17 protein-coding genes and 1 pseudogene are annotated in these 19,143 nt (G+C 58.5%); 8 read left to right on the top strand and 10 right to left on the bottom strand.

Annotated features, from left to right (window positions below; all coding sequences use genetic code 11):
• The first annotated feature begins 64 nt into the window (after window positions 1–64).
• Window positions 65–1,402, top strand: coding sequence for an NCS2 family permease (locus tag ACUTSC_RS18540; RefSeq protein ID WP_028128066.1), 1,338 nt, complete (start codon window positions 65–67; stop codon window positions 1,400–1,402).
• A gap of 35 nt (window positions 1,403–1,437) precedes the next feature.
• Here the strand turns inward: ACUTSC_RS18540 and ACUTSC_RS18535 are convergent, their stop codons facing one another.
• The 4 genes and pseudogenes from ACUTSC_RS18535 to ACUTSC_RS18520 all read right to left on the bottom strand — a co-directional run bounded on the left by ACUTSC_RS18535 (window position 1,438) and on the right by ACUTSC_RS18520 (window position 4,382).
• Window positions 1,438–2,490 (bottom strand): hypothetical protein, encoded by a 1,053-nt coding sequence (locus ACUTSC_RS18535; RefSeq protein WP_197768364.1) that lies wholly within the window; start codon window positions 2,488–2,490, stop codon window positions 1,438–1,440.
• A gap of 77 nt (window positions 2,491–2,567) precedes the next feature.
• A complete protein-coding gene (locus ACUTSC_RS18530) occupies window positions 2,568–3,134 on the bottom strand; it encodes an NAD(P)H-dependent oxidoreductase (protein ID WP_197768363.1) in 567 nt (188 codons plus the stop codon).
• Window positions 3,135–3,295: 161 nt separating this feature from the next.
• Window positions 3,296–4,021: a 4'-phosphopantetheinyl transferase superfamily protein gene (locus ACUTSC_RS18525; protein WP_197768362.1), complete on the bottom strand. Its 726-nt coding sequence runs from the start codon at window positions 4,019–4,021 to the stop codon at window positions 3,296–3,298.
• 259 nt (window positions 4,022–4,280) lie between these two features.
• Window positions 4,281–4,382 (bottom strand): annotated as a pseudogene (locus ACUTSC_RS18520).
• Between the two features lie 193 nt (window positions 4,383–4,575).
• Between ACUTSC_RS18520 and ACUTSC_RS18515 the strand changes: the two are divergent.
• Window positions 4,576–5,469 carry a hypothetical protein gene (locus tag ACUTSC_RS18515; protein WP_197768361.1) on the top strand — a complete coding sequence of 298 codons (894 nt, stop codon included), beginning with the start codon at window positions 4,576–4,578 and terminating at the stop codon, window positions 5,467–5,469.
• Window positions 5,470–5,524: 55 nt separating this feature from the next.
• Window positions 5,525–6,646: a threonine/serine transporter gene (locus ACUTSC_RS18510; protein ID WP_197768360.1), complete on the top strand. Its 1,122-nt coding sequence runs from the start codon at window positions 5,525–5,527 to the stop codon at window positions 6,644–6,646.
• A 10-nt stretch (window positions 6,647–6,656) separates the two neighbouring features.
• Here ACUTSC_RS18510 and ACUTSC_RS18505 read toward each other — a convergent pair whose 3' ends face one another.
• The 6 genes from ACUTSC_RS18505 to rpmH form a co-directional block, all read right to left on the bottom strand.
• Complete coding sequence (locus tag ACUTSC_RS18505; protein ID WP_197768359.1) at window positions 6,657–7,457, bottom strand: MBL fold metallo-hydrolase; 801 nt, start codon at window positions 7,455–7,457, stop codon at window positions 6,657–6,659.
• A gap of 147 nt (window positions 7,458–7,604) precedes the next feature.
• Window positions 7,605–8,969, bottom strand: a complete 1,365-nt coding sequence (gene mnmE / locus ACUTSC_RS18500; protein ID WP_060424359.1) for a tRNA uridine-5-carboxymethylaminomethyl(34) synthesis GTPase MnmE — start codon at window positions 8,967–8,969, stop codon at window positions 7,605–7,607.
• Between the two features lie 96 nt (window positions 8,970–9,065).
• A complete protein-coding gene (yidC, locus tag ACUTSC_RS18495) occupies window positions 9,066–10,703 on the bottom strand; it encodes a membrane protein insertase YidC (protein ID WP_141971844.1) in 1,638 nt (545 codons plus the stop codon).
• A 2-nt stretch (window positions 10,704–10,705) separates the two neighbouring features.
• Entirely contained in the window at window positions 10,706–10,963 is a 258-nt protein-coding gene (gene yidD, locus ACUTSC_RS18490; RefSeq protein WP_074181168.1) for a membrane protein insertion efficiency factor YidD, read from the bottom strand.
• Entirely contained in the window at window positions 10,927–11,286 is a 360-nt protein-coding gene (rnpA, locus tag ACUTSC_RS18485; RefSeq protein ID WP_004933883.1) for a ribonuclease P protein component, read from the bottom strand. The genes yidD and rnpA overlap by 37 nt, the downstream gene beginning before the upstream one ends.
• Window positions 11,287–11,303: 17 nt before the next feature.
• Window positions 11,304–11,444 (bottom strand): 50S ribosomal protein L34, encoded by a 141-nt coding sequence (gene rpmH, locus ACUTSC_RS18480; RefSeq protein WP_000831330.1) that lies wholly within the window; start codon window positions 11,442–11,444, stop codon window positions 11,304–11,306.
• A gap of 682 nt (window positions 11,445–12,126) precedes the next feature.
• On the opposite strand from rpmH, the gene dnaA reads away from it, so the two are divergent.
• From dnaA to yidA, 5 genes are all read left to right on the top strand, one after another.
• Window positions 12,127–13,521, top strand: coding sequence for a chromosomal replication initiator protein DnaA (gene dnaA / locus ACUTSC_RS18475; RefSeq protein WP_071826153.1), 1,395 nt, complete (start codon window positions 12,127–12,129; stop codon window positions 13,519–13,521).
• A gap of 4 nt (window positions 13,522–13,525) precedes the next feature.
• Window positions 13,526–14,626 carry a DNA polymerase III subunit beta gene (dnaN, locus tag ACUTSC_RS18470; RefSeq protein ID WP_107227539.1) on the top strand — a complete coding sequence of 367 codons (1,101 nt, stop codon included), beginning with the start codon at window positions 13,526–13,528 and terminating at the stop codon, window positions 14,624–14,626.
• A gap of 45 nt (window positions 14,627–14,671) precedes the next feature.
• Complete coding sequence (gene recF / locus ACUTSC_RS18465; RefSeq protein WP_033636531.1) at window positions 14,672–15,757, top strand: DNA replication/repair protein RecF; 1,086 nt, start codon at window positions 14,672–14,674, stop codon at window positions 15,755–15,757.
• A gap of 18 nt (window positions 15,758–15,775) precedes the next feature.
• Window positions 15,776–18,190 (top strand): DNA topoisomerase (ATP-hydrolyzing) subunit B, encoded by a 2,415-nt coding sequence (gene gyrB / locus ACUTSC_RS18460; RefSeq protein WP_197768357.1) that lies wholly within the window; start codon window positions 15,776–15,778, stop codon window positions 18,188–18,190.
• A gap of 125 nt (window positions 18,191–18,315) precedes the next feature.
• Window positions 18,316–19,131, top strand: a complete 816-nt coding sequence (gene yidA, locus ACUTSC_RS18455) for a sugar-phosphatase (RefSeq protein ID WP_445653485.1) — start codon at window positions 18,316–18,318, stop codon at window positions 19,129–19,131.
• Window positions 19,132–19,143 lie beyond the last annotated feature (12 nt).

Raw genomic sequence — 19,143 nt, 5'->3', positions numbered from 1 at the left:
AAACCCCCACTTTTTGTTATAGGATAGCCGGCGACTGTCCATTCCCATTTTCGGAATTCTGATAATGACCAAACCAGTATCTGGCCTTGACGCTGAGCAAGGCTTGCTTGGGCGCGTGTTTAAACTCAAGCAACATGGCACGACGGCGCGTACGGAAACGATTGCCGGTATCACCACCTTCCTCACCATGGTGTATATCGTGTTCGTTAACCCGCAAATTTTGGGCGCAGCGGGCATGGATACCCAGGCGGTATTTGTCACCACCTGTCTGATCGCCGCCTTCGGCAGCATCTTTATGGGCCTGCTGGCGAACCTGCCGGTGGCGCTGGCGCCGGCGATGGGCCTGAATGCCTTCTTCGCCTTCGTGGTGGTCGGGGCGATGGGCATCTCCTGGCAGGTGGGCATGGGCGCCATCTTCTGGGGGGCGGTCGGCCTGCTGCTGCTGACCATTTTCCGCATCCGTTACTGGATGATCGCCAACATACCGGTCAGCCTGCGGGTCGGCATCACCAGCGGCATCGGTCTGTTCATCGGCATGATGGGGCTGAAAAACGCCGGCATCGTGGTGGCCAACCCGGATACGCTGGTGACCATCGGCAGCCTGACCTCGCACAACGTGCTGCTGGGCGCGCTCGGCTTCTTCATCATCGCCGTGCTCTCTTCGCGTAACTTCCACGCGGCGGTGCTGGTGTCGATCGTGGTCACCACCCTGATCGGCTGGATGTTGGGCGACGTGAAATACGGCGGCCTGTTCTCCCTGCCGCCGAGCATCACCTCGGTGGTGGGCCAGGTCGACGTGGCCGGCGCGCTGAACATCGGGCTGGCCGGGGTTATTTTCTCGTTTATGCTGGTGAATCTGTTCGACTCCTCCGGCACCCTGATCGGCGTTACCGATAAAGCCGGCCTGACCGACAGCCAGGGCAAGTTCCCGCGCATGAAGCAGGCGCTGTACGTAGATAGCATCAGCTCGGTGGCCGGTTCGCTGGCGGGCACCTCTTCCGTGACCGCTTACATCGAAAGTTCGTCCGGCGTCGCCGTCGGTGGCCGCACCGGTTTGACGGCAGTGGTCACCGGCCTGCTGTTCCTGCTGGTGATCTTCCTGTCGCCGTTGGCGGGCATGGTGCCGGCTTACGCCGCCGCCGGCGCGCTGATCTACGTCGGTGTGCTGATGACCTCCAGCCTGGCGCGGGTGAAGTGGGACGATCTGACCGAAGCGGTACCGGCGTTTGTCACTGCGGTGATGATGCCGTTCAGCTTCTCGATCACCGAAGGCATTGCGCTCGGCTTTATCTCCTACTGCGTGATGAAGCTCGGCACCGGCCGCTGGCGTGAAATCAGCCCGTGCGTGGTGGTGGTGGCGCTGCTGTTCGTGCTGAAGATCGTCTTCGTCGACGGCCATTGACCGCCAAAGGGCCGACGCCTGTCGGCCCTGAACCCCTAGGCGCCCGGCGTCGCATCCGGCGCCCGATCCAACACCCATTGCAACGGTCGCCTGAAGCGCGCTTGCCAACTGCCGGCGGCATCCTCGCCCTGGGCGAAGTGCAGCGTCTGCACCTGATTATCCTCCCCGAACAGATTGGCGAAGTGCAATGCCAGCGCCTGCTCGCTGAAGTTCTGCCGATCGTAATACGCCATCACGATTTTCTTTTGCGCCGCCAAGGACTGCTGGGCCGGCTTGATCTCGCCGTTGGGGGCTATCAGAAGCGCGCCGGCGTAACACTGCGGGTACTTCGCGATCAGGTTGGCGGCGTGCAGTGCGCCCTGGCCGCGGGCGCTGAGGTAAACCCGCCGGGGATTCAGCTTTAGCTGCGGAGCCAGCTGTTGCAGCGTACGCTGAATGGCGGTGTGGGTGCTCTCGTCGCTGTAATTCGACCAGCGGAAGCTGTTTTCCGACAGCATCTGCGTGCCGTTGATCTCGATGTAGGCTACGCCCATTTCGCCGAACAGCAGTCGTTCTTCGGGGCTGATGGCGGCGGCTTTGCCGTAGGTATGCAGGAAGATCACCGTTGGCCAGCCTTCTGGCGGCGCTTCGCCGTCCGGAATCGCATAGCTGGCCTTGCCTTCATAGTGGCGGGCGTGCTGCAGATAGCGCGCTTTGGTGGCGGCCAGGATCGATTGGTAGGTGGCGGAGTGCTGGATGCTGTTGAAGGCGTCGTCCTCCAGCAGGTTGTAGTAGTACCACAGGCCGCGGTCGGCGCTCAGCTGCAGGTAGCGCTCCGCCAGCTCGGTTTGGCCTTTCTCCGCCGACGATACCGCCAGCTGGTAGGGCGCCCAGACGTTGCGGCCGTCTTCGCGCATCAGCGTCAGATACAGCGACATGGCGCCCAGCTTTTTGTCTTCCTGGTTTTGCGCGGAACGCGACAGCTGGGCGTTGAGCGCGCTGTGTGCCGGCAGCTCCAGCGGCTCTTCACCGGCGGGATAACGCATGTCTGCGGCGAAAGCGGGACTGGTGATGGAAACAAAAAATAACGCTAAAATGAAAAAATACATGATGCTATGGCTTTAATTTTCAATGAATTGACGGACTTCATGTCCTGTTGCGGCGCCCGCTGGGCGCCGCGAGACGGTCACTCCACGCGGCGAATAAAATCGCTGAACGCGGACAGCTGGCCGGTCAGGAAATCCAGCGTTCCCTGATCGCTCAGTTCACCGGCCTGTTCATCGACCTTGCTCTGGATCACGCCGCCCATAAACTCAGGCTTGTTCATTACCATCGCATCGAGGAACACCAGGATCTGGCGCAGATGGTATTGGCAGCGCGCGCCGCCGATCGGCCCCATCGAGCTGGTTTGAATGGCGACCGGCTTGCCGGCCAGCGGCTGATTCGGCAAGCGAGATAGCCAGTCGATGGCGTTCTTCAACCCGCCGGGCACGGAATAGTTATATTCAGGGGTGACGATGATCACGCCGTCGGCCTGGCGGATCTGTTCGGCGATCGCCTCGACCGCGGCAGGGAAGCCTTCACCCTGTTGCATGTCGGCGTCGTACAGCGGGATATCGCGGATGGAAGGCAGCGCTTCAATGCTGACGCCCTGTGGGGCCAGCCCAGGCAGGGCGCGGGCCACCATAGCGTTGTAGGAGCCTTTGCGCAGGCTGCCGAGCAGAGTGACGATTTTCAAGGCTTGGTCTGACATGATGATTCTCCCTTTCGAATGAGCAGATTCAGCGTACAACATGGGCGAATAGTAGGCTAAAGCGCGGGTCGAGAATAGGCGATTGCTCAACATTTAGCTGTCTTTACAATTTAATCCAGCAACTTGTGCGGTAAAGACAGCGTTATCCGCTTTGCGCTGCGTTAACCGGGTGTCTTCAGGCCCGTCAGTTTAACGAAGCGCGAGGACGCCGCCGGGCTGCGCGGCGAGATTTCCCCGTCTTTGCGCAGTCCGCCGCGCTCTTCGTAGCGCCAGCACAGCAGGCGATCCAGGCCAGGGCTGCCGGCGCAGGCCCAGCTCAGGTATTCGTCGGCGTCGCTCATCACCTGAACGTCCGGCGTGGCGCTGGAGCGCAGGTGGCCGGAGAAGGGATGCAGACGCAGCGTAGCCTGGCCGCTGTTGCCGAGGCCGGAAATTTTCAGCACGCTTTGCCGGATGCTCCACAGCTGAGTTTCTGCCTCCAGCCGATCGTCCTGCGCGCCGATCCAGGCGCTTTCTGCCGGCGTCTGATGCGCGTGCTGCAGCGCGCTTTGCCGGGTGCCGCGCGCCCGCATCACTTCGATATCCAGTCCGACTTTGCCCTCGTCGCTGAGCAGCACGCCCACGGTGTTGCTGGCGTAAGCGAGGCTGAAATCGGGCAGCTGATGATCGGCGAAACAGGGGCGGCCGGTCGGCGTGGTGGCTATGGGGGGCAGCGTCGGCAGGCCGTACAGGTAGAACATCATTTCGGCGAGCAGAATACGCCCTTGCAGGAAGCGCGTGCGGCGTTTAACGGAAAAGGTGCGGGTGGCGGCTATCACTTCGTCGGAGAGTCTCTGGGTATCCAGGACAGCGGAGGCCGGGGCCCATCGGGCAAAATGACACGCCATTGTTCACTCCATGACAGAGGGTCGCTAAGAACGCAGGGGTGTTAGATTAAGACTAAGTTGAGGATTTATCATCAAAAAACACTATGCGTTTTATCCGATTTGTTGGCTTTTGCACTGCATAGGAGGGGGAGAAGAGCGCACAAGGCGAAGATTATTCGTAATAGGTGCGAGCATAAAATTGATCGGTGCCGAAGTCAGCCGCCTCCGAATCGATGGCGTCCAATCAACCCATAAAAATAACCGCCAGGTAAGAAAAAGTTGGCGGAGAGAGCAGGATTCGAACCTACGACACGATGACTCGTGTGGATTTAAGAAACGGTTAGTTTCTTAAATCTGGCTTAAACCACTCGCCCACCTCTCCGCATTCTTTTGTTGGACACATAAAACCACAAAATAAAAATTGTTAAAATAACCTGAACTTGGAAGTGTGACCAAGGCCAAAAAAACCATGATTTATGTGGGTGATTGTCAATTATCAGAGTCAGATCACTAAATTTACATTAGCTATTGTTATACAAAATTGGCGTCATTGGCTACGAATAGGGAAGAAGGGCATGCCAGATCTCGAGTTAATGCCGCTGCAAAGCGCCGATTTTTATAAAACAGCCGAACGTGTTGTTTTTAAAGAATATAAATGCAACTGCAAAAAAGGTTGGAAGGGCGAAGATCGTTTTATCGTCTACAAAGCCGATCAGAATGGAATCATTGAGGTGGTCAATAATGAGGTTTCAAATAACAACGTCGAAGAGCTCATCGCGCTGGCATCGTCTTTTTTGACGGATAAGGTGCTGATTTCCGGTGGGCATACCGTGGTGAATTTGGACGATCGTTTTTCTGTCAGCAGTGAAGTGGAAAAGTCCGCGCGCTTCTGTATTGACTACATAGCCGAATCCATTCGACAGCTCAATGTTCAGCCTGACTTCTTGATGGAAATAAATGATTTCTATATGGAAAAAAGCGATGGCAGCGAGATAGACGGCGCTAACGAATTCAGGAAGATAGCGACATCGCCGTATATTATTCCGGAAAAAGTAAATGACTACATTCTGGCTTCAAATCAACGTCATGGTATTGATATAAATACATTTTATGTCAGCGAGAAAAACATGGCGGATCGCTTTAAACGCCATATTAAGAACCGTATGGATAAAGAGGCGTATTTTCAGCGCCAAGACGGCAATGTGAAGATGTCGGTGGGCGAACATGCGTTCGATATCATCAAGGAAAATAAACCGACCTGCGCGGCGGGAAATGCCGCGACGTTCAGGGCCATTCGGTATCGCATTTCCTCCAATAAAGTCTTCGATAATTACACTTCGCATATTGGCGTTTTTCCGCTGTGTTCACGTGTCAACGTGCTTAACGGCTATCGTGCGGCCGCGACTTTTTACGATAACTTCTCCTTGCCTTCTTTACTGGTCTTCTTCGGCAGATCCTGTTTCGAATGACATTTTTTGCCAGCTGGCTTTGCGTTGCGGCATAGCCGGCTGGTTGAGCATCATCATGAAAATTTCACACCTGTATTGGCCAGTTACCTTTTTCTCCACGGCATTCGGCGCCGGGATTTTCTTTTTGCCCCAGGCAGTGGGGCCGGGCGTATTGGGGATGAAGGCGTTCGCGCTGTTTATCGTTATCGCCATGTCGGTATCGATGATGGCGCACTATCTTTTTTTCAAATTCATCACTTCGCACCCGGAGAAAGATTTCCTGGCGGCATCATCGACGTTTATCGGCGAGCGGGCAGCGGCAATCGTCTGTGTGCTGTTTATTCTGTCGATGATCATTATCGTGCTGATAAATTTCATCACCCTGGTCAACGTCGTCGCGTCTTTTTTCTACGACGGATTTTGGGTTCGGGTCGGCATTTCGCTGTTGCTGAGTGCGGCGCTGTCAGCAGCATGGTTGGCGTTTAGCCAGCGAATCGAGCACCTGATTGCCAGAATGGCACTGTTTTCTATTGTGCTCGTGGCGATTCTGGCGGTGTTTTTCCTGTTACAACCGACTGGGGTTCGGCAGGCGGCGCAGGCACCGGCTGGCATATCATTGCAGACGTTGTTGCTGCTGCCGATTTTTCTTTTTACGTTTAACTTTACCCCATGCATCCAGCGGTTTGCGAAAAGCGCCGTGCGGCCGCAGGCGCGCAGTATTCTGTTCGGCAAGATACTGATATTGGCATTTATCGCCATGATCGTCATCGCTATCAGCCGCTTGCTGACGCTGGATGACATCTCAATCATTAACAGCCGCAATGTGGATGCGCTGTTTTATACCGCCGGTTTGACCGGCAACGCCACTGCGTGGTTAGGCGCTGCCCTGTTGCTGTGTTTGCTGACCGGCGGCGCTTATATCGGCACCTTGACCGGCGTGATCGACGGCATTACATCCTTCGGCATAGCGGGCAAAAAGAGAATCCTCGCAGGGAACATCGTTGTCTGTACGCTTATCGGCGCGATCAACCCGAGTATTATCAAGATCATCTCGGGCTGGTCGATACCCGTTATCGTGATGACCGTCTTTTTCATCCCATCTCTGTATTTTTTGCAGCGGGGCGACGGTAGGCAAAAAGGGGTCGGGATCGTCGTGTTGGGCTGCGGTATCGCGGTAATCGCGACACTGTTTGTGTAAAGCGGCGCGCCTAATCCAGAATCAGCGTGTCGCCGGTGGCCGGCGCGATCGCTTCCGGCAACCATAGCCGGCCCCAGGCGCCGGTACAGTGGCAACCCATGATCTTTTCCGGTTGATGCTGCCGCAAAAAACGGCGGACGTGCCAGAGCGTGCGCGGGGAAGCGCAGCGCAGATGAAAACCGCCGATCAGGGCGTGGATCCTTTCGATCCCGGTGATTTTCTGGCAATGGCGCACGATATTGACGATCCCGCGGTGCCCGCAGCCGGTCACGATCACCAGACCGCGATCCGATTTGTAAATCAGCACCCCTTCGTCGATGACGTAATCCACCGCCGCGTTTTCCCCGGCGATCACCCCGTAGGCGCGCGGGGCAGGCACCGCGATTTCGCCTGACCACATAAAGCGATCGCCGATCGCCAGCGGTTCGCGGCTGTAGTGCATGCGGTGGCGCGAGTAGTCGATATCCAAAGAGAGCTTTTTGATTTTCCGGGTGTAGCCCAGCATCTTCAGCGCCGCATAGCGCTCATCGCCGACCTGTGGGTGGCAGATGATGCGGCTGTTGTCCGGCAGCCAGGCGACGCCGCCGCAGTGGTCATAGTGGCCGTGGGAGAGCACCGTCGCGGTGAGGCGGGAGAGATCGACGCCCATCAGCGCCGCATTGCGCAGAAAGCTGTCGTCGGGGCCGGTATCGAACAGTATGGACGTCGTCTCATCCTCAATCAGCAGGCTTAGCCCGGCCTTGGCCTGCAATAATGGGTCGGCGCCGGCGGCGCGGCGGTTTTCCAGCAGTACCTTGAGGGTCAATGCCATGTTGACTCGTTCCTGAGAGAGATTCCTGACTTTTCAGTATAGCGTGGAGGGCGGTAGCGGCTCTGTGAGCCGGCGCGCAGAGCGAGCGCGGGAAAGAAAAACGGCCGGAACAAGGGCTTGTCCCGGCCGTGAAGGCGTCTGGCGGCGTTATTTACCGATACAGAAGCTGGAGAAGATGCGGCCCAGCAGGTCGTCGGAGGTGAATTCGCCGGTGATTTCGCTCAAGGCCAGCTGCGCCTGGCGCAATTCCTCGGCCAACAGCTCGCCCGCGTAAGCGCTCACTAACTGTTCTTTGCCCTGCACCAGGTGCTGTGCCGCCAGTTCCAGCGCCTGCAGGTGGCGACGGCGCGCCAGGAAGCCGCCTTCCATGTTGCTGGTGAAGCCCATGCTTTGTTTAAGATGATCGCGCAGCACATCGACACCCTCGCCGGTGCGGGCTGACAGGCGAATAAGTGAGTGGTTGTTCACTTCCGTCAGGCCCAGCGTTTCACCGGTGATGTCGGCTTTGTTACGCACCACGGTGATCGGCAGCGTGCCCGGCAGGCGCGCCATAAACTCCGGCCAGATCTCCGCCGGCTCGGTGGCGGCGGTGGTGGTGCCGTCAACCATAAACAGCACTCTGTCGGCCTGTTCGATCTCGTTCCAGGCACGTTCGATGCCGATACGTTCAACTTCGTCGCTGGCGTCGCGCAGGCCGGCGGTGTCGATGATGTGCAGCGGCATGCCGTCGATATGGATATGTTCACGCAAGACGTCGCGGGTGGTGCCGGCGATATCGGTGACGATCGCCGCCTCGCGCCCGGCCAACGCATTGAGCAGGCTGGATTTACCGGCGTTGGGGCGCCCGGCGATCACCACCTTCATCCCTTCGCGCAGCAGGCTGCCCTGGCGCGCTTCACCACGCACGTTATCCAGATCCGCCATCACGTCGTTGAGCTGCGCCTCGATTTTACCGTCGGACAGGAAGTCGATTTCCTCGTCCGGGAAGTCGATCGCCGCTTCCACGTAGATTCGCAGGTGAGTGAGCGCTTCCACGAGCTGGTGGATACGGGTGGAAAACGCCCCCTGCAGCGAGTTCATCGCTGAACGCGCCGCCTGTTCGGAGCTGGCGTCGATCAGATCGGCAATCGCTTCGGCCTGCGCCAAATCGAGCTTGTCGTTGAGGAATGCGCGTTCGGAGAACTCGCCGGGCCGTGCGATGCGCACGTCAGGCAGCGCCAGCACGCGCTTGAGCAGCAGATCGAGGATCACCGGCCCGCCGTGGCCCTGCAGTTCCAGCACGTCTTCGCCGGTAAAGGAGTTCGGCCCCGGGAACCACAGCGCGATGCCCTGATCGAGGGTGGCGCCCGTGGCGTCGCGGAACGGCAGATAGTCAGCGTAGCGCGGCTTCGGCAGCTTGCCGAGTAACGCCTGGGCGACGTCTTTGGCCTGGCTTCCGGAAATGCGCAGAATGCCGACGCCGCCGCGTCCCGGCGGGGTGGCTTGGGCTACGATGGTATCGGTGGTGCTCATAACGGTTCTCTCTGACGATTAAGATGCAAAAAGGCGGTCTAATGACCGCCTTTGGGGTGACTGCAAGGGTCGGCGCGCCGAACCCCTACAATACGCTTAGCTTTTTTTCTTGTCGCGGCTGTGCAGACCGCGTTTTTCCAGACCACGGTAAATCAGCTGCTGCTGCAGGATGGTCACCAGGTTACTGACGATGTAGTACAGCACCAGACCGGACGGGAACCACAGGAAGAACACTGTGAAGATCACCGGCATGAAAGTCATGATTTTCTGCTGCATCGGGTCAGTCACGGTGGTCGGCGACATCTTCTGAATGAAGAACATCGTCACGCCCATCAGGATTGGCAGGATGTAGTACGGATCTTGCGCCGACAGGTCATGGATCCACAGGGCGAACGGCGCGTGGCGCAGCTCGACCGAACCCATCAGCATGTAGTACAGCGCCAGGAAGATCGGCATCTGAATGATCAGCGGCAGGCAGCCGCCGAGCGGGTTCACTTTCTCCGACTTGTACAGCGCCATCATCTCTTGGCTCATGCGCTGTTTGTCATCGCCGATGCGCTCGCGCATCGCCTGCAGCTTCGGCTGCAGCATGCGCATTTTCGCCATCGAGGTGTACTGCGCCTTGGTCAGCGGGTACATGATGCCGCGCACGATGAAGGTGATGATGATGATGGAGAAGCCCCAGTTACCGATAAAGCCGTGGATGAACTTCAGCAGTTTGAACAGCGGCTGGGAGATGAACCACAGCCAGCCGTAATCCACGGTCAGGTCCAGGTGCGGCGCCAGCTGGGCCATCTGATCCTGCAGCTCCGGGCCGACCCACAGGGTCGCGTTCAGCTGCTGCTGAGCGCCCGGCTGCACCACGACCGGCGTAGATTTGAAGCCGATGGTGGACAGGTTGTCGCCCGGTTTGGCGGTGTAGAAGGTGTTGTCACCCTTGGTCGCCGGTACCCACGCGGTGGCGAAGTACTGTTGCAGCATGGCGACCCAACCGTCTTTGGTGGTGACGCTCAGGTTTTCGTCTTTGTCGAAAGCGTATTTCTGGTACTTGTCCTCGCTGGACGAGTACGCCGCGCCGCGGAAGGTGTGCAGCGCGAAGTTGCTGCTGCCGGTGTCGCGGTGCTTAGGCAGTTCGGTGGTCTGCTTCAACTGGCCGAACAGGGTCAGCTCCAGCGGCGCAGCGCCTTTGTTGTCGATGCTGTAATCCACGCCGACCGCATAGTGATTGCGTTTGAGCACGAAGGTCTTGGTGTAGACCGCGCCGTCTTTATCGGTGTAGGTCAGCGGGATGCGCAGCTCGTCCTGGCCTTCCGGCAGGGTGTAGCTGTCCTGCGCCGCCTGATACAGTGGGCGTTCGCCGTTGGCCGGGTTGTCCGGGCCGTTTTTACCGGTCAGGCCGCTTTGCGCCTGATAGACGAATGACGGAGTGGTTTCCAGCAGTTGGAACGGAGTCGATGAACCCAGAGTATCCGGGTAGGCCAACAGTTTAGCCTGCTCGATATCGCCACCACGGGTGTTGATGGTCAGTGACAGCACGTCGGTGTTCACGGTAATCAGCTTACCCTGACCACTGGCTGGCACGGCCTGGCTGGCGGCATCACCGGCTACTGCGTTCGAAGTCTGTTGCGTGGTCTGCGCGGCCGGCTGCGGAGCGTTGTCCGTTTGCCATGCCTGCCAGATCATGAAAGACACGAACAGCAGAGCGATGAGGAGAAGATTGCGTTGCGAATCCATCGTTAGAGTTCTCTGTTATCGTCGGTTTTCGGCGGCACCGGATCATCGCCACCTGGGTTCAAAGGGTGGCATTTTAATACGCGTTTCAATGCTAACCAACTGCCTTTTATCATGCCAAACCTGCTTAATGCCTCAATTGCGTAATGAGAGCATGTCGGCTGGAAGCGACAACGAGGCCCTAGCAGCGGACTGATGACGAGCTGATAGGCCCGCACCAGCCCGATCAGGATGCGGGAGCCTGGCGACAGTGGCGACGCCATAATTTATCCAAAGCTTCCGTCAGCGCGCGGTTATCCAAATCCGCTATCCCCTTTTTAGCCACCACGACAAAATCCATCGCCGGTAATTCGTGCTGGCGCAGGCGGAAACTTTCGCGGGTTAGGCGTTTGATCCGATTACGCTCGTGCGCGCGTTTGACGTGTTTTTTGGCGACGGTAAGACCGATGCGGGGATGCCCCAGCTGGTTCAGGCGGCCGAGGATGGTGATTTGCGGCGTGCCAGCCCGTTGTGGCTGCTGGAAGACGAAAGTGAAATGAGTGGGAGTTAACAAACGTAACTCCCTGGGAAAAGCGAGCTTAACCACTCAGCGGGTTAGCTTTATTACTTAGAAACAGTCAGACGAGCACGGCCTTTCGCACGACGGCGGGCCAGAACTTGACGACCATTTTTGGTGGCCATACGAGCACGGAAACCGTGGCTACGGTTGCGCTTCAATACGGACGGTTGGAAAGTGCGTTTCATAGCGATTTCTACCTAAACTTAAAATAATTACTGATCAGTAAACGCGTTTGGCTACTCGGCGTGAAGATGACCGACGCCTCAATCGCAATACATAAAGAAGCGGGATTGTAATAATTGTACAGTCCTGAGTCAATTCGCATCGCGCCAGCCTACCTGGTTGTCTGCCAATAACGGAACAAAATCCGGTCTTGGCCCGTGGTCACCGCAGAATCCTGTCTGGCTAATGACGCACCATAAGGAACCAGGTATCACACGTAGGGCGAAGATTATACGGACTCGGGGTGAAATCGCAAGGATCCCCGTGAGATCCTTTGCGCACGATCGCCGGATCCGGCGTGGATAACAGGGTATAACCGGTTGACAATGTAAAAAACGCGGCGCAGCGGCCGGGATCTGCGCGGCCATTCGGCGCCGGCGGTGAAAAGATCGCCGCCGGCCGCGGCCTGTGGATAAAATGGATCTAATCTGTGAGGAAGGGGAGGATCTCTTGCTCGGATTGCGCTATGATCCGTCATTCCGATCGCGATCCCCCATACCGGGATCGTGAGGGACACAAACCGTGAAAGGCGGTTCGCATCCCCCACAGGCAAACCGCCGATGCCGGGTATGTGTCAAAAATCATGAGTTATAAAAAAGTTGCCCGTTTCTTTTCTTTATTGATCTTGTTCGAGTGGAGTCCGCCGTGTCACTTTCGCTTTGGCAGCAGTGTCTTGCCCGATTGCAGGATGAGTTACCTGCCACAGAATTTAGTATGTGGATACGCCCATTGCAGGCGGAACTGAGTGACAATACCCTGGCGCTGTATGCGCCTAACCGCTTTGTGCTGGATTGGGTTCGCGATAAGTACTTAAACAACATCAATGGTCTGCTGAATGATTTCTGCGGCACGGACGCGCCTTTGCTGCGTTTTGAAGTCGGCAGCAAGCCGATCACGCAGGTGATCAGCCAGACCGTGACCGCCAGCGTCAGCAGTGCCCCTGCGGCCCCGGCGGCGCGCACGGCCGCGCCTTTGCGCCCGAGCTGGGACAACGCGGCGGCGCAACCCGAGCTCTCTTACCGCTCCAACGTCAACCCTAAACACACCTTCGACAACTTTGTCGAGGGTAAGTCCAACCAGCTGGCGCGCGCGGCGGCTCGCCAGGTGGCGGATAATCCGGGCGGCGCCTACAACCCTTTGTTCCTGTATGGCGGCACCGGCCTGGGTAAAACTCACCTGTTGCACGCGGTCGGCAACGGCATCATGGCGCGCAAGGCCAACGCCAAAGTGGTCTACATGCACTCGGAACGCTTCGTGCAGGACATGGTCAAAGCCTTGCAGAACAATGCCATCGAAGAGTTTAAGCGCTACTACCGCTCGGTCGACGCCTTGCTGATCGATGACATCCAATTCTTCGCCAACAAGGAGCGTTCGCAGGAAGAGTTCTTCCATACCTTTAACGCCCTGTTGGAAGGCAATCAGCAGATCATCCTGACCTCGGATCGCTACCCTAAAGAGATCAACGGGGTGGAAGATCGTCTGAAATCTCGCTTCGGCTGGGGGCTGACGGTGGCGATCGAGCCGCCGGAGCTGGAAACCCGCGTGGCGATCCTGATGAAAAAGGCCGACGAAAACGACATCCGCCTGCCGGGCGAAGTGGCGTTCTTCATCGCCAAGCGCCTGCGTTCCAACGTGCGTGAGCTCGAAGGGGCGCTGAACCGCGTGATCGCCAACGCCAACTTTACCGGCCGGGCCATCACCATCGATTTCGTGCGTGAAGCGCTGCGCGATCTGCTGGCGCTGCAGGAAAAGCTGGTCACCATCGACAATATTCAAAAGACGGTGGCGGAGTATTACAAGATTAAAGTCGCGGATTTGCTGTCCAAGCGGCGTTCGCGATCCGTTGCCCGCCCGCGCCAGATGGCGATGGCGTTGGCGAAGGAACTCACCAACCACAGCCTGCCGGAAATCGGCGATGCGTTTGGTGGCCGCGACCATACCACGGTGTTGCACGCCTGCCGGAAGATCGAGCAGCTGCGTGAGGAAAGTCACGACATCAAAGAAGATTTCTCCAATTTAATCAGAACATTATCTTCATAGCGCTATGAAATTTATCGTTGAACGTGAGCATCTGCTAAAACCGCTGCAACAGGTGAGCAGCCCGCTGGGCGGCCGCCCGACCCTGCCGATCCTGGGCAACCTGCTGCTGCAGGTGACGGAAGGCTCCCTGCTGCTGACCGGCACCGATCTGGAGATGGAGATGGTGGCGCGCGTCGCCCTGTCCCAACCGCACGAGCCGGGCGCGACCACCGTGCCCGCGCGCAAATTCTTTGATATCTGCCGTGGCCTGCCGGAAGGGGCGGAGATCGCCGTCACGCTGGAGAGCGAGCGCATGCTGGTGCGGTCCGGCCGCAGCCGCTTCTCGCTGTCCACGCTGCCGGCGGCGGACTTCCCGAACCTGGACGATTGGCAGAGCGAGGTGGAGTTCAGCTTGCCGCAGGCGACGCTGAAGCGCCTGATCGAAGCCACCCAGTTCTCGATGGCCCATCAGGACGTGCGTTATTACCTGAACGGCATGCTGTTTGAAACCGAAGGCGAAGAGCTGCGCACCGTCGCGACCGACGGCCACCGCCTGGCGGTGTGCTCGATGCCGATCGGCCAACAGCTGCCGTCCCATTCGGTGATCGTGCCGCGTAAAGGGGTGATGGAGCTGGTGCGTCTGCTGGACGGCGGCGATTCGGTGCTGCAGCTGCAGATCGGCAGCAACAACATCCGCGCCCACGTTGGCGATTTCATCTTCACCTCCAAGCTGGTTGACGGCCGTTTCCCTGACTATCGCCGCGTCTTGCCGAAGAACCCGGATAAAACGCTGGAGGCCGGCTGCGATCTGCTCAAGCAGGCGTTTGCCCGCGCGGCCATTCTCTCGAACGAGAAATTCCGCGGCGTGCGGCTGTATGTCAGCCAGAACCAGCTGAAGATCACCGCCAACAACCCGGAGCAGGAAGAGGCGGAAGAGATCCTCGACGTCAGCTACGACGGCGCGGAGATGGAGATTGGCTTCAACGTCAGCTACGTGCTGGACGTGTTGAACGCGCTCAAGTGTGAAGACGTGCGCCTGCTGTTGACCGACTCGGTCTCCAGCGTGCAGATCGAAGACGGCGCCAGCCAGGCGGCGGCCTACGTTGTCATGCCAATGCGGTTGTAGTCTCGTTACCTTGAATTACAGCACCGTCATCGGTAAAGAGATTGCATGGCTCTGACGCGTTTATTGATTAAAGATTTCCGCAATATCGAGGCGGCGGATTTGGCGCTGGCGCCGGGGTTCAACTTCCTGGTCGGCGCCAACGGCAGCGGCAAGACCAGCGTGCTGGAAGCGGTGTATACGCTCGGGCACGGCCGCGCCTTTCGCAGCCTGCAGGCCGGTCGGGTGATTCGCCATGACCAGCCGGAGTTCGTGCTGCACGGCCGCATAGAAGGTACGGAGCGCGAGCTGTCGGTAGGATTGAGCAAGAGCCGTCAGGGTGACAGCAAAGTACGCATCGATGGCAGTGACGGCCACAAGGTGGCCGAGCTGGCGCAGCTGCTGCCCATGCAGCTGATCACCCCCGAAGGTTTTACCCTGCTGAACGGCGGGCCGAAATTCCGGCGCGCTTTCCTGGACTGGGGCTGTTTTCATAACGAACCCGGTTTTTTCACCGCCTGGAGCAACCTGAAACGGTTACTGAAGCAGCGCAATGCCGCGCTGCGCCAGGTGAGTCGCTATGCGCAGATCCGCGCCTGGGATCAGGAACTGATCCCGCTCGCGGAGCGCATCAGCGAATGGCGGGCGGAATACAGCGACGCGATCGCCGCGGATATCACCGCGACCTGCGCGCAGTTTCTGCCTGAATTCGCCCTGAGCTTCTCCTTCCAGCGCGGCTGGGACAAAGAGAGTGACTACGGCGAGCTGCTGGAGCGCCAGTTTGAGCGCGACAGGGCATTGACCTATACCGCGGTGGGGCCGCATAAAGCGGACTTTCGCATTCGTGCCGACGGCACGCCGGTAGAGGATTTGTTATCGCGCGGTCAGCTTAAGCTGCTGATGTGCGCGTTGCGCTTGGCGCAGGGTGAGTTTCTCACCCGGCAGAGCGGGCGGCGTTGCCTGTATCTGATTGATGATTTTGCCTCCGAGCTGGACACCGGCCGTCGCCGGTTGCTGGCCGATCGCCTGAAAGCCACCCAGGCCCAGGTTTTTGTCAGCGCAGTCAGCGCTGAACAAGTGACCGACATGGCCGGTGAAAAGGGCAAGATGTTCCGCGTGGAACAGGGTAAAATAGAGGTTCAACCACAGGACTAAAATGAGCGAGAAACGTTGATGTCGAATTCTTATGACTCCTCAAGTATCAAGGTATTAAAAGGGCTGGATGCGGTGCGCAAGCGCCCGGGCATGTATATCGGCGATACCGATGACGGCACCGGTCTGCACCACATGGTATTCGAGGTTGTGGACAACGCTATCGACGAAGCGCTCGCGGGCCACTGTAGTGACATTCAGGTCACCATCCATGCCGACAACTCGGTATCGGTACAGGATGACGGCCGCGGCATTCCGACCGGCATTCACCCGGAAGAAGGGGTTTCAGCCGCAGAGGTCATCATGACCGTGCTGCACGCCGGCGGTAAATTCGACGACAACTCCTATAAGGTTTCCGGCGGCCTGCACGGCGTGGGCGTCTCGGTGGTTAACGCCCTGTCGGAGAAACTGGAGCTGGTGATCCGCCGCGAAGGCAAAGTGCACGAACAAACTTACAGCCACGGCGAGCCGCAGGCGCCGCTGAACGTGGTGGGCGAAACCGAACAGACCGGCACCATGGTGCGTTTCTGGCCGAGCCACCAGACCTTCACCAACGTGACCGAATTCGAATACGACATTCTGGCCAAGCGTCTGCGCGAGCTGTCCTTCCTCAACTCCGGCGTGTCTATCCGCCTGAAGGACAAGCGCACCGACCGTGAAGACCACTTCCACTACGAAGGCGGCATCAAGGCGTTTGTCGAGTACCTGAACAAGAACAAAACCCCGATCCACCCGAACGTGTTCTACTTCTCGACCGTGAAAGATGATATCGGCGTGGAAGTGGCGCTGCAGTGGAACGACGGTTTCCAGGAAAACATCTACTGCTTCACCAACAACATTCCGCAGCGCGACGGCGGCACGCACCTGGTCGGTTTCCGTACTGCGATGACCCGTACGCTGAACAGCTACATGGAGAAGGAAGGCTACAGCAAGAAGGCCAAGGTCAGCGCCACCGGCGATGACGCGCGTGAAGGTCTGATCGCCGTGGTGTCGGTGAAGGTGCCGGATCCGAAGTTCTCTTCTCAGACCAAGGACAAGCTGGTCTCTTCCGAGGTGAAAACCGCGGTTGAAACGCTGATGAACGAGAAGCTGGTGGATTACCTGATGGAAAATCCAGGCGACGCGAAAATCGTGGTCGGCAAGATCATCGACGCGGCGCGCGCGCGCGAAGCGGCGCGTAAAGCGCGTGAGATGACCCGCCGCAAAGGCGCACTGGATCTGGCCGGCCTGCCGGGCAAGCTGGCGGACTGCCAGGAACGCGATCCGGCGCTGTCCGAACTGTACCTGGTGGAAGGGGACTCCGCGGGCGGCTCTGCCAAGCAGGGGCGCAACCGCAAGAACCAGGCTATCTTGCCGTTGAAGGGGAAAATCCTCAACGTCGAGAAAGCGCGTTTCGACAAAATGCTCTCCTCGCAGGAAGTGGCGACGCTGATCACCGCGCTGGGTTGCGGCATTGGCCGCGACGAGTACAGCCCGGATAAGCTGCGTTACCACAGCATCATCATCATGACCGATGCCGACGTCGACGGTTCGCACATCCGTACGCTGCTGTTGACCTTCTTCTACCGCCAGATGCCGGAAATCATCGAGCGTGGCCACGTGTTCATCGCACAGCCGCCGCTGTACAAGGTGAAGAAAGGCAAGCAAGAGCAGTACATCAAAGATGACGAGGCGATGGATCAGTACCAGATCGCCATCGCGATGGACGGCGCTACGCTGCACACCAATGCCAGCGCACCGGCGCTGGGCGGCGAGCAGCTGGAGAAACTGGTGGCCGAGCACTACGCCGTGCAGAAGCTGATCGGCCGCATGGAGCGCCGCTACCCGCGCGCGCTGCTGAACAGCCTGATTTATCAGCCGACGCTGAACGAAAGCGACCTCAGCGATGAAGCCAAGGTGAAAACCTGGATCGCTTCGCTGGTGCAGGCGCTGAACGACAAAGAGCAGCACGGCAGCAGCTATGACTTCGTGATCTTCGAGAACCGCGAGCGCCAGATGTTCGAGCCGGCGCTGCGCATCCGCACCCACGGCGTGGATACCGACTATCAGCTGGACTTCGACTTCATCCACGGCGGCGAATATCGCAAGATCTGCCAGCTGGGCGAGAAGCTGCGCGGGCTGGTCGAAGAGGGCGCGTTCATCGAGCGCGGCGAACGCCGTCAGCCGGTGGACAGCTTCGAGCAGGCGCTGGAGTGGCTGGTGAAAGAGTCGCGCCGCGGCCTGTCGGTGCAGCGTTATAAAGGTCTGGGCGAGATGAACCCGGAGCAGCTGTGGGAAACCACCATGGATCCGGAAAGCCGCCGCATGTTGCGCGTGACCGTCAAGGACGCCATCGCTGCCGATCAACTGTTCACTACGCTGATGGGCGATGCGGTTGAACCGCGCCGCGCCTTTATCGAAGAAAATGCCCTGAAAGCGGCGAACATCGATATCTGATGCGTTAATGGCTGTGAAAATCCGCGCCGGGCGACCCGCGCGGATTTTTTTTACGCCCTTTTTGGCGCTGACAGCTGAGGCTGAAACGCGTTAGCATGAGAAAAAACCACTGGGAGAAGCGTTGAATGGCTATTGAACTGATTGCGATCGACATGGACGGCACGTTGCTCGATCCGCAGCACCAAATCACGCCGGCGGTAAAGCAGGCTATCGCGGCGGCGCGGCGCAAAGGGGTGCACGTGGTGCTGGCCACCGGGCGGCCTCATATCGGCGTGCAGGACTATCTGCGCCAGTTGGACATTCAGGGCCCCGGCGATTTTTGCATAACCTACAACGGCGCGCTGGTGCTGCGCGCGGCCGATGGCGCCTGTATCCTGCAGGAAACGCTGGGCTTCGAGGACTATCTGCACTTCGAGCAGATGGCACGCGAGTTCGGCGTTCACTACCAGGCGTTCGATTTCGACACCCTGTATACCCCGAACAAAGACATCGGCAAATACACCATACATGAGGCGGCAATGACCGGTATCCCGCTGAAATACCGCAGCGTGGAAGAAATGGATCGCCAGATGCGTTTCCCGAAAGTGATGATGATCGACGAGCCGGAGTTGCTGGACCGCGCTATCGCGCGCATCCCGGCGGAAACGCGCGAGCGTTACACCATTCTGAAAAGTGCGCCTTATTTCCTCGAGATCCTGCACAAGAACGTCGATAAAGGGGCTGGGGTGAGAATGCTGGCCGAGCATCTCGGCGTGGCGCGGGAAAACATCATGACGCTGGGGGATCAGGCCAACGATACGGCGATGATCGAGTATGCCGGCGTCGGCGTGGCGATGGGCAACGCCATTCCCGAGCTGAAAGCGGTGGCGCAGTTTGTCACCGCCACCAATACCGAAGATGGCGTAGCGCGCGCCATCGAGAAGTTCGTGCTCAACGCCTGAGAACACGGGGCG

The sequence above is a fragment of the Serratia sp. TSA_105.2 genome (genome assembly GCF_052692115.1).
The sequence above is the reverse complement of the archived record's forward strand: the minus strand, read 5'-3'. Positions and strand labels throughout refer to the sequence as shown.

Excerpts from the sequence above, each read along its gene's own strand:
- ACUTSC_RS18540 (WP_028128066.1), top strand. The coding sequence starts at position 65 with ATGACCAAACCAGTATCTGGCCTTGACGCTGAGCAAGGCTTGCTTGGG.
- ACUTSC_RS18535 (WP_197768364.1), bottom strand. The coding sequence starts at position 2,490 with ATGTATTTTTTCATTTTAGCGTTATTTTTTGTTTCCATCACCAGTCCC.
- ACUTSC_RS18530 (WP_197768363.1), bottom strand. The coding sequence starts at position 3,134 with ATGTCAGACCAAGCCTTGAAAATCGTCACTCTGCTCGGCAGCCTGCGC.
- ACUTSC_RS18525 (WP_197768362.1), bottom strand. The coding sequence starts at position 4,021 with ATGGCGTGTCATTTTGCCCGATGGGCCCCGGCCTCCGCTGTCCTGGAT.
- ACUTSC_RS18515 (WP_197768361.1), top strand. The coding sequence starts at position 4,576 with ATGCCAGATCTCGAGTTAATGCCGCTGCAAAGCGCCGATTTTTATAAA.
- ACUTSC_RS18510 (WP_197768360.1), top strand. The coding sequence starts at position 5,525 with ATGAAAATTTCACACCTGTATTGGCCAGTTACCTTTTTCTCCACGGCA.
- ACUTSC_RS18505 (WP_197768359.1), bottom strand. The coding sequence starts at position 7,457 with ATGGCATTGACCCTCAAGGTACTGCTGGAAAACCGCCGCGCCGCCGGC.
- mnmE (WP_060424359.1), bottom strand. The coding sequence starts at position 8,969 with ATGAGCACCACCGATACCATCGTAGCCCAAGCCACCCCGCCGGGACGC.
- yidC (WP_141971844.1), bottom strand. The coding sequence starts at position 10,703 with ATGGATTCGCAACGCAATCTTCTCCTCATCGCTCTGCTGTTCGTGTCT.
- yidD (WP_074181168.1), bottom strand. The coding sequence starts at position 10,963 with ATGGCGTCGCCACTGTCGCCAGGCTCCCGCATCCTGATCGGGCTGGTG.
- rpmH (WP_000831330.1), bottom strand. The coding sequence starts at position 11,444 with ATGAAACGCACTTTCCAACCGTCCGTATTGAAGCGCAACCGTAGCCAC.
- dnaN (WP_107227539.1), top strand. The coding sequence starts at position 13,526 with ATGAAATTTATCGTTGAACGTGAGCATCTGCTAAAACCGCTGCAACAG.
- recF (WP_033636531.1), top strand. The coding sequence starts at position 14,672 with ATGGCTCTGACGCGTTTATTGATTAAAGATTTCCGCAATATCGAGGCG.
- gyrB (WP_197768357.1), top strand. The coding sequence starts at position 15,776 with ATGTCGAATTCTTATGACTCCTCAAGTATCAAGGTATTAAAAGGGCTG.
- yidA (WP_445653485.1), top strand. The coding sequence starts at position 18,316 with ATGGCTATTGAACTGATTGCGATCGACATGGACGGCACGTTGCTCGAT.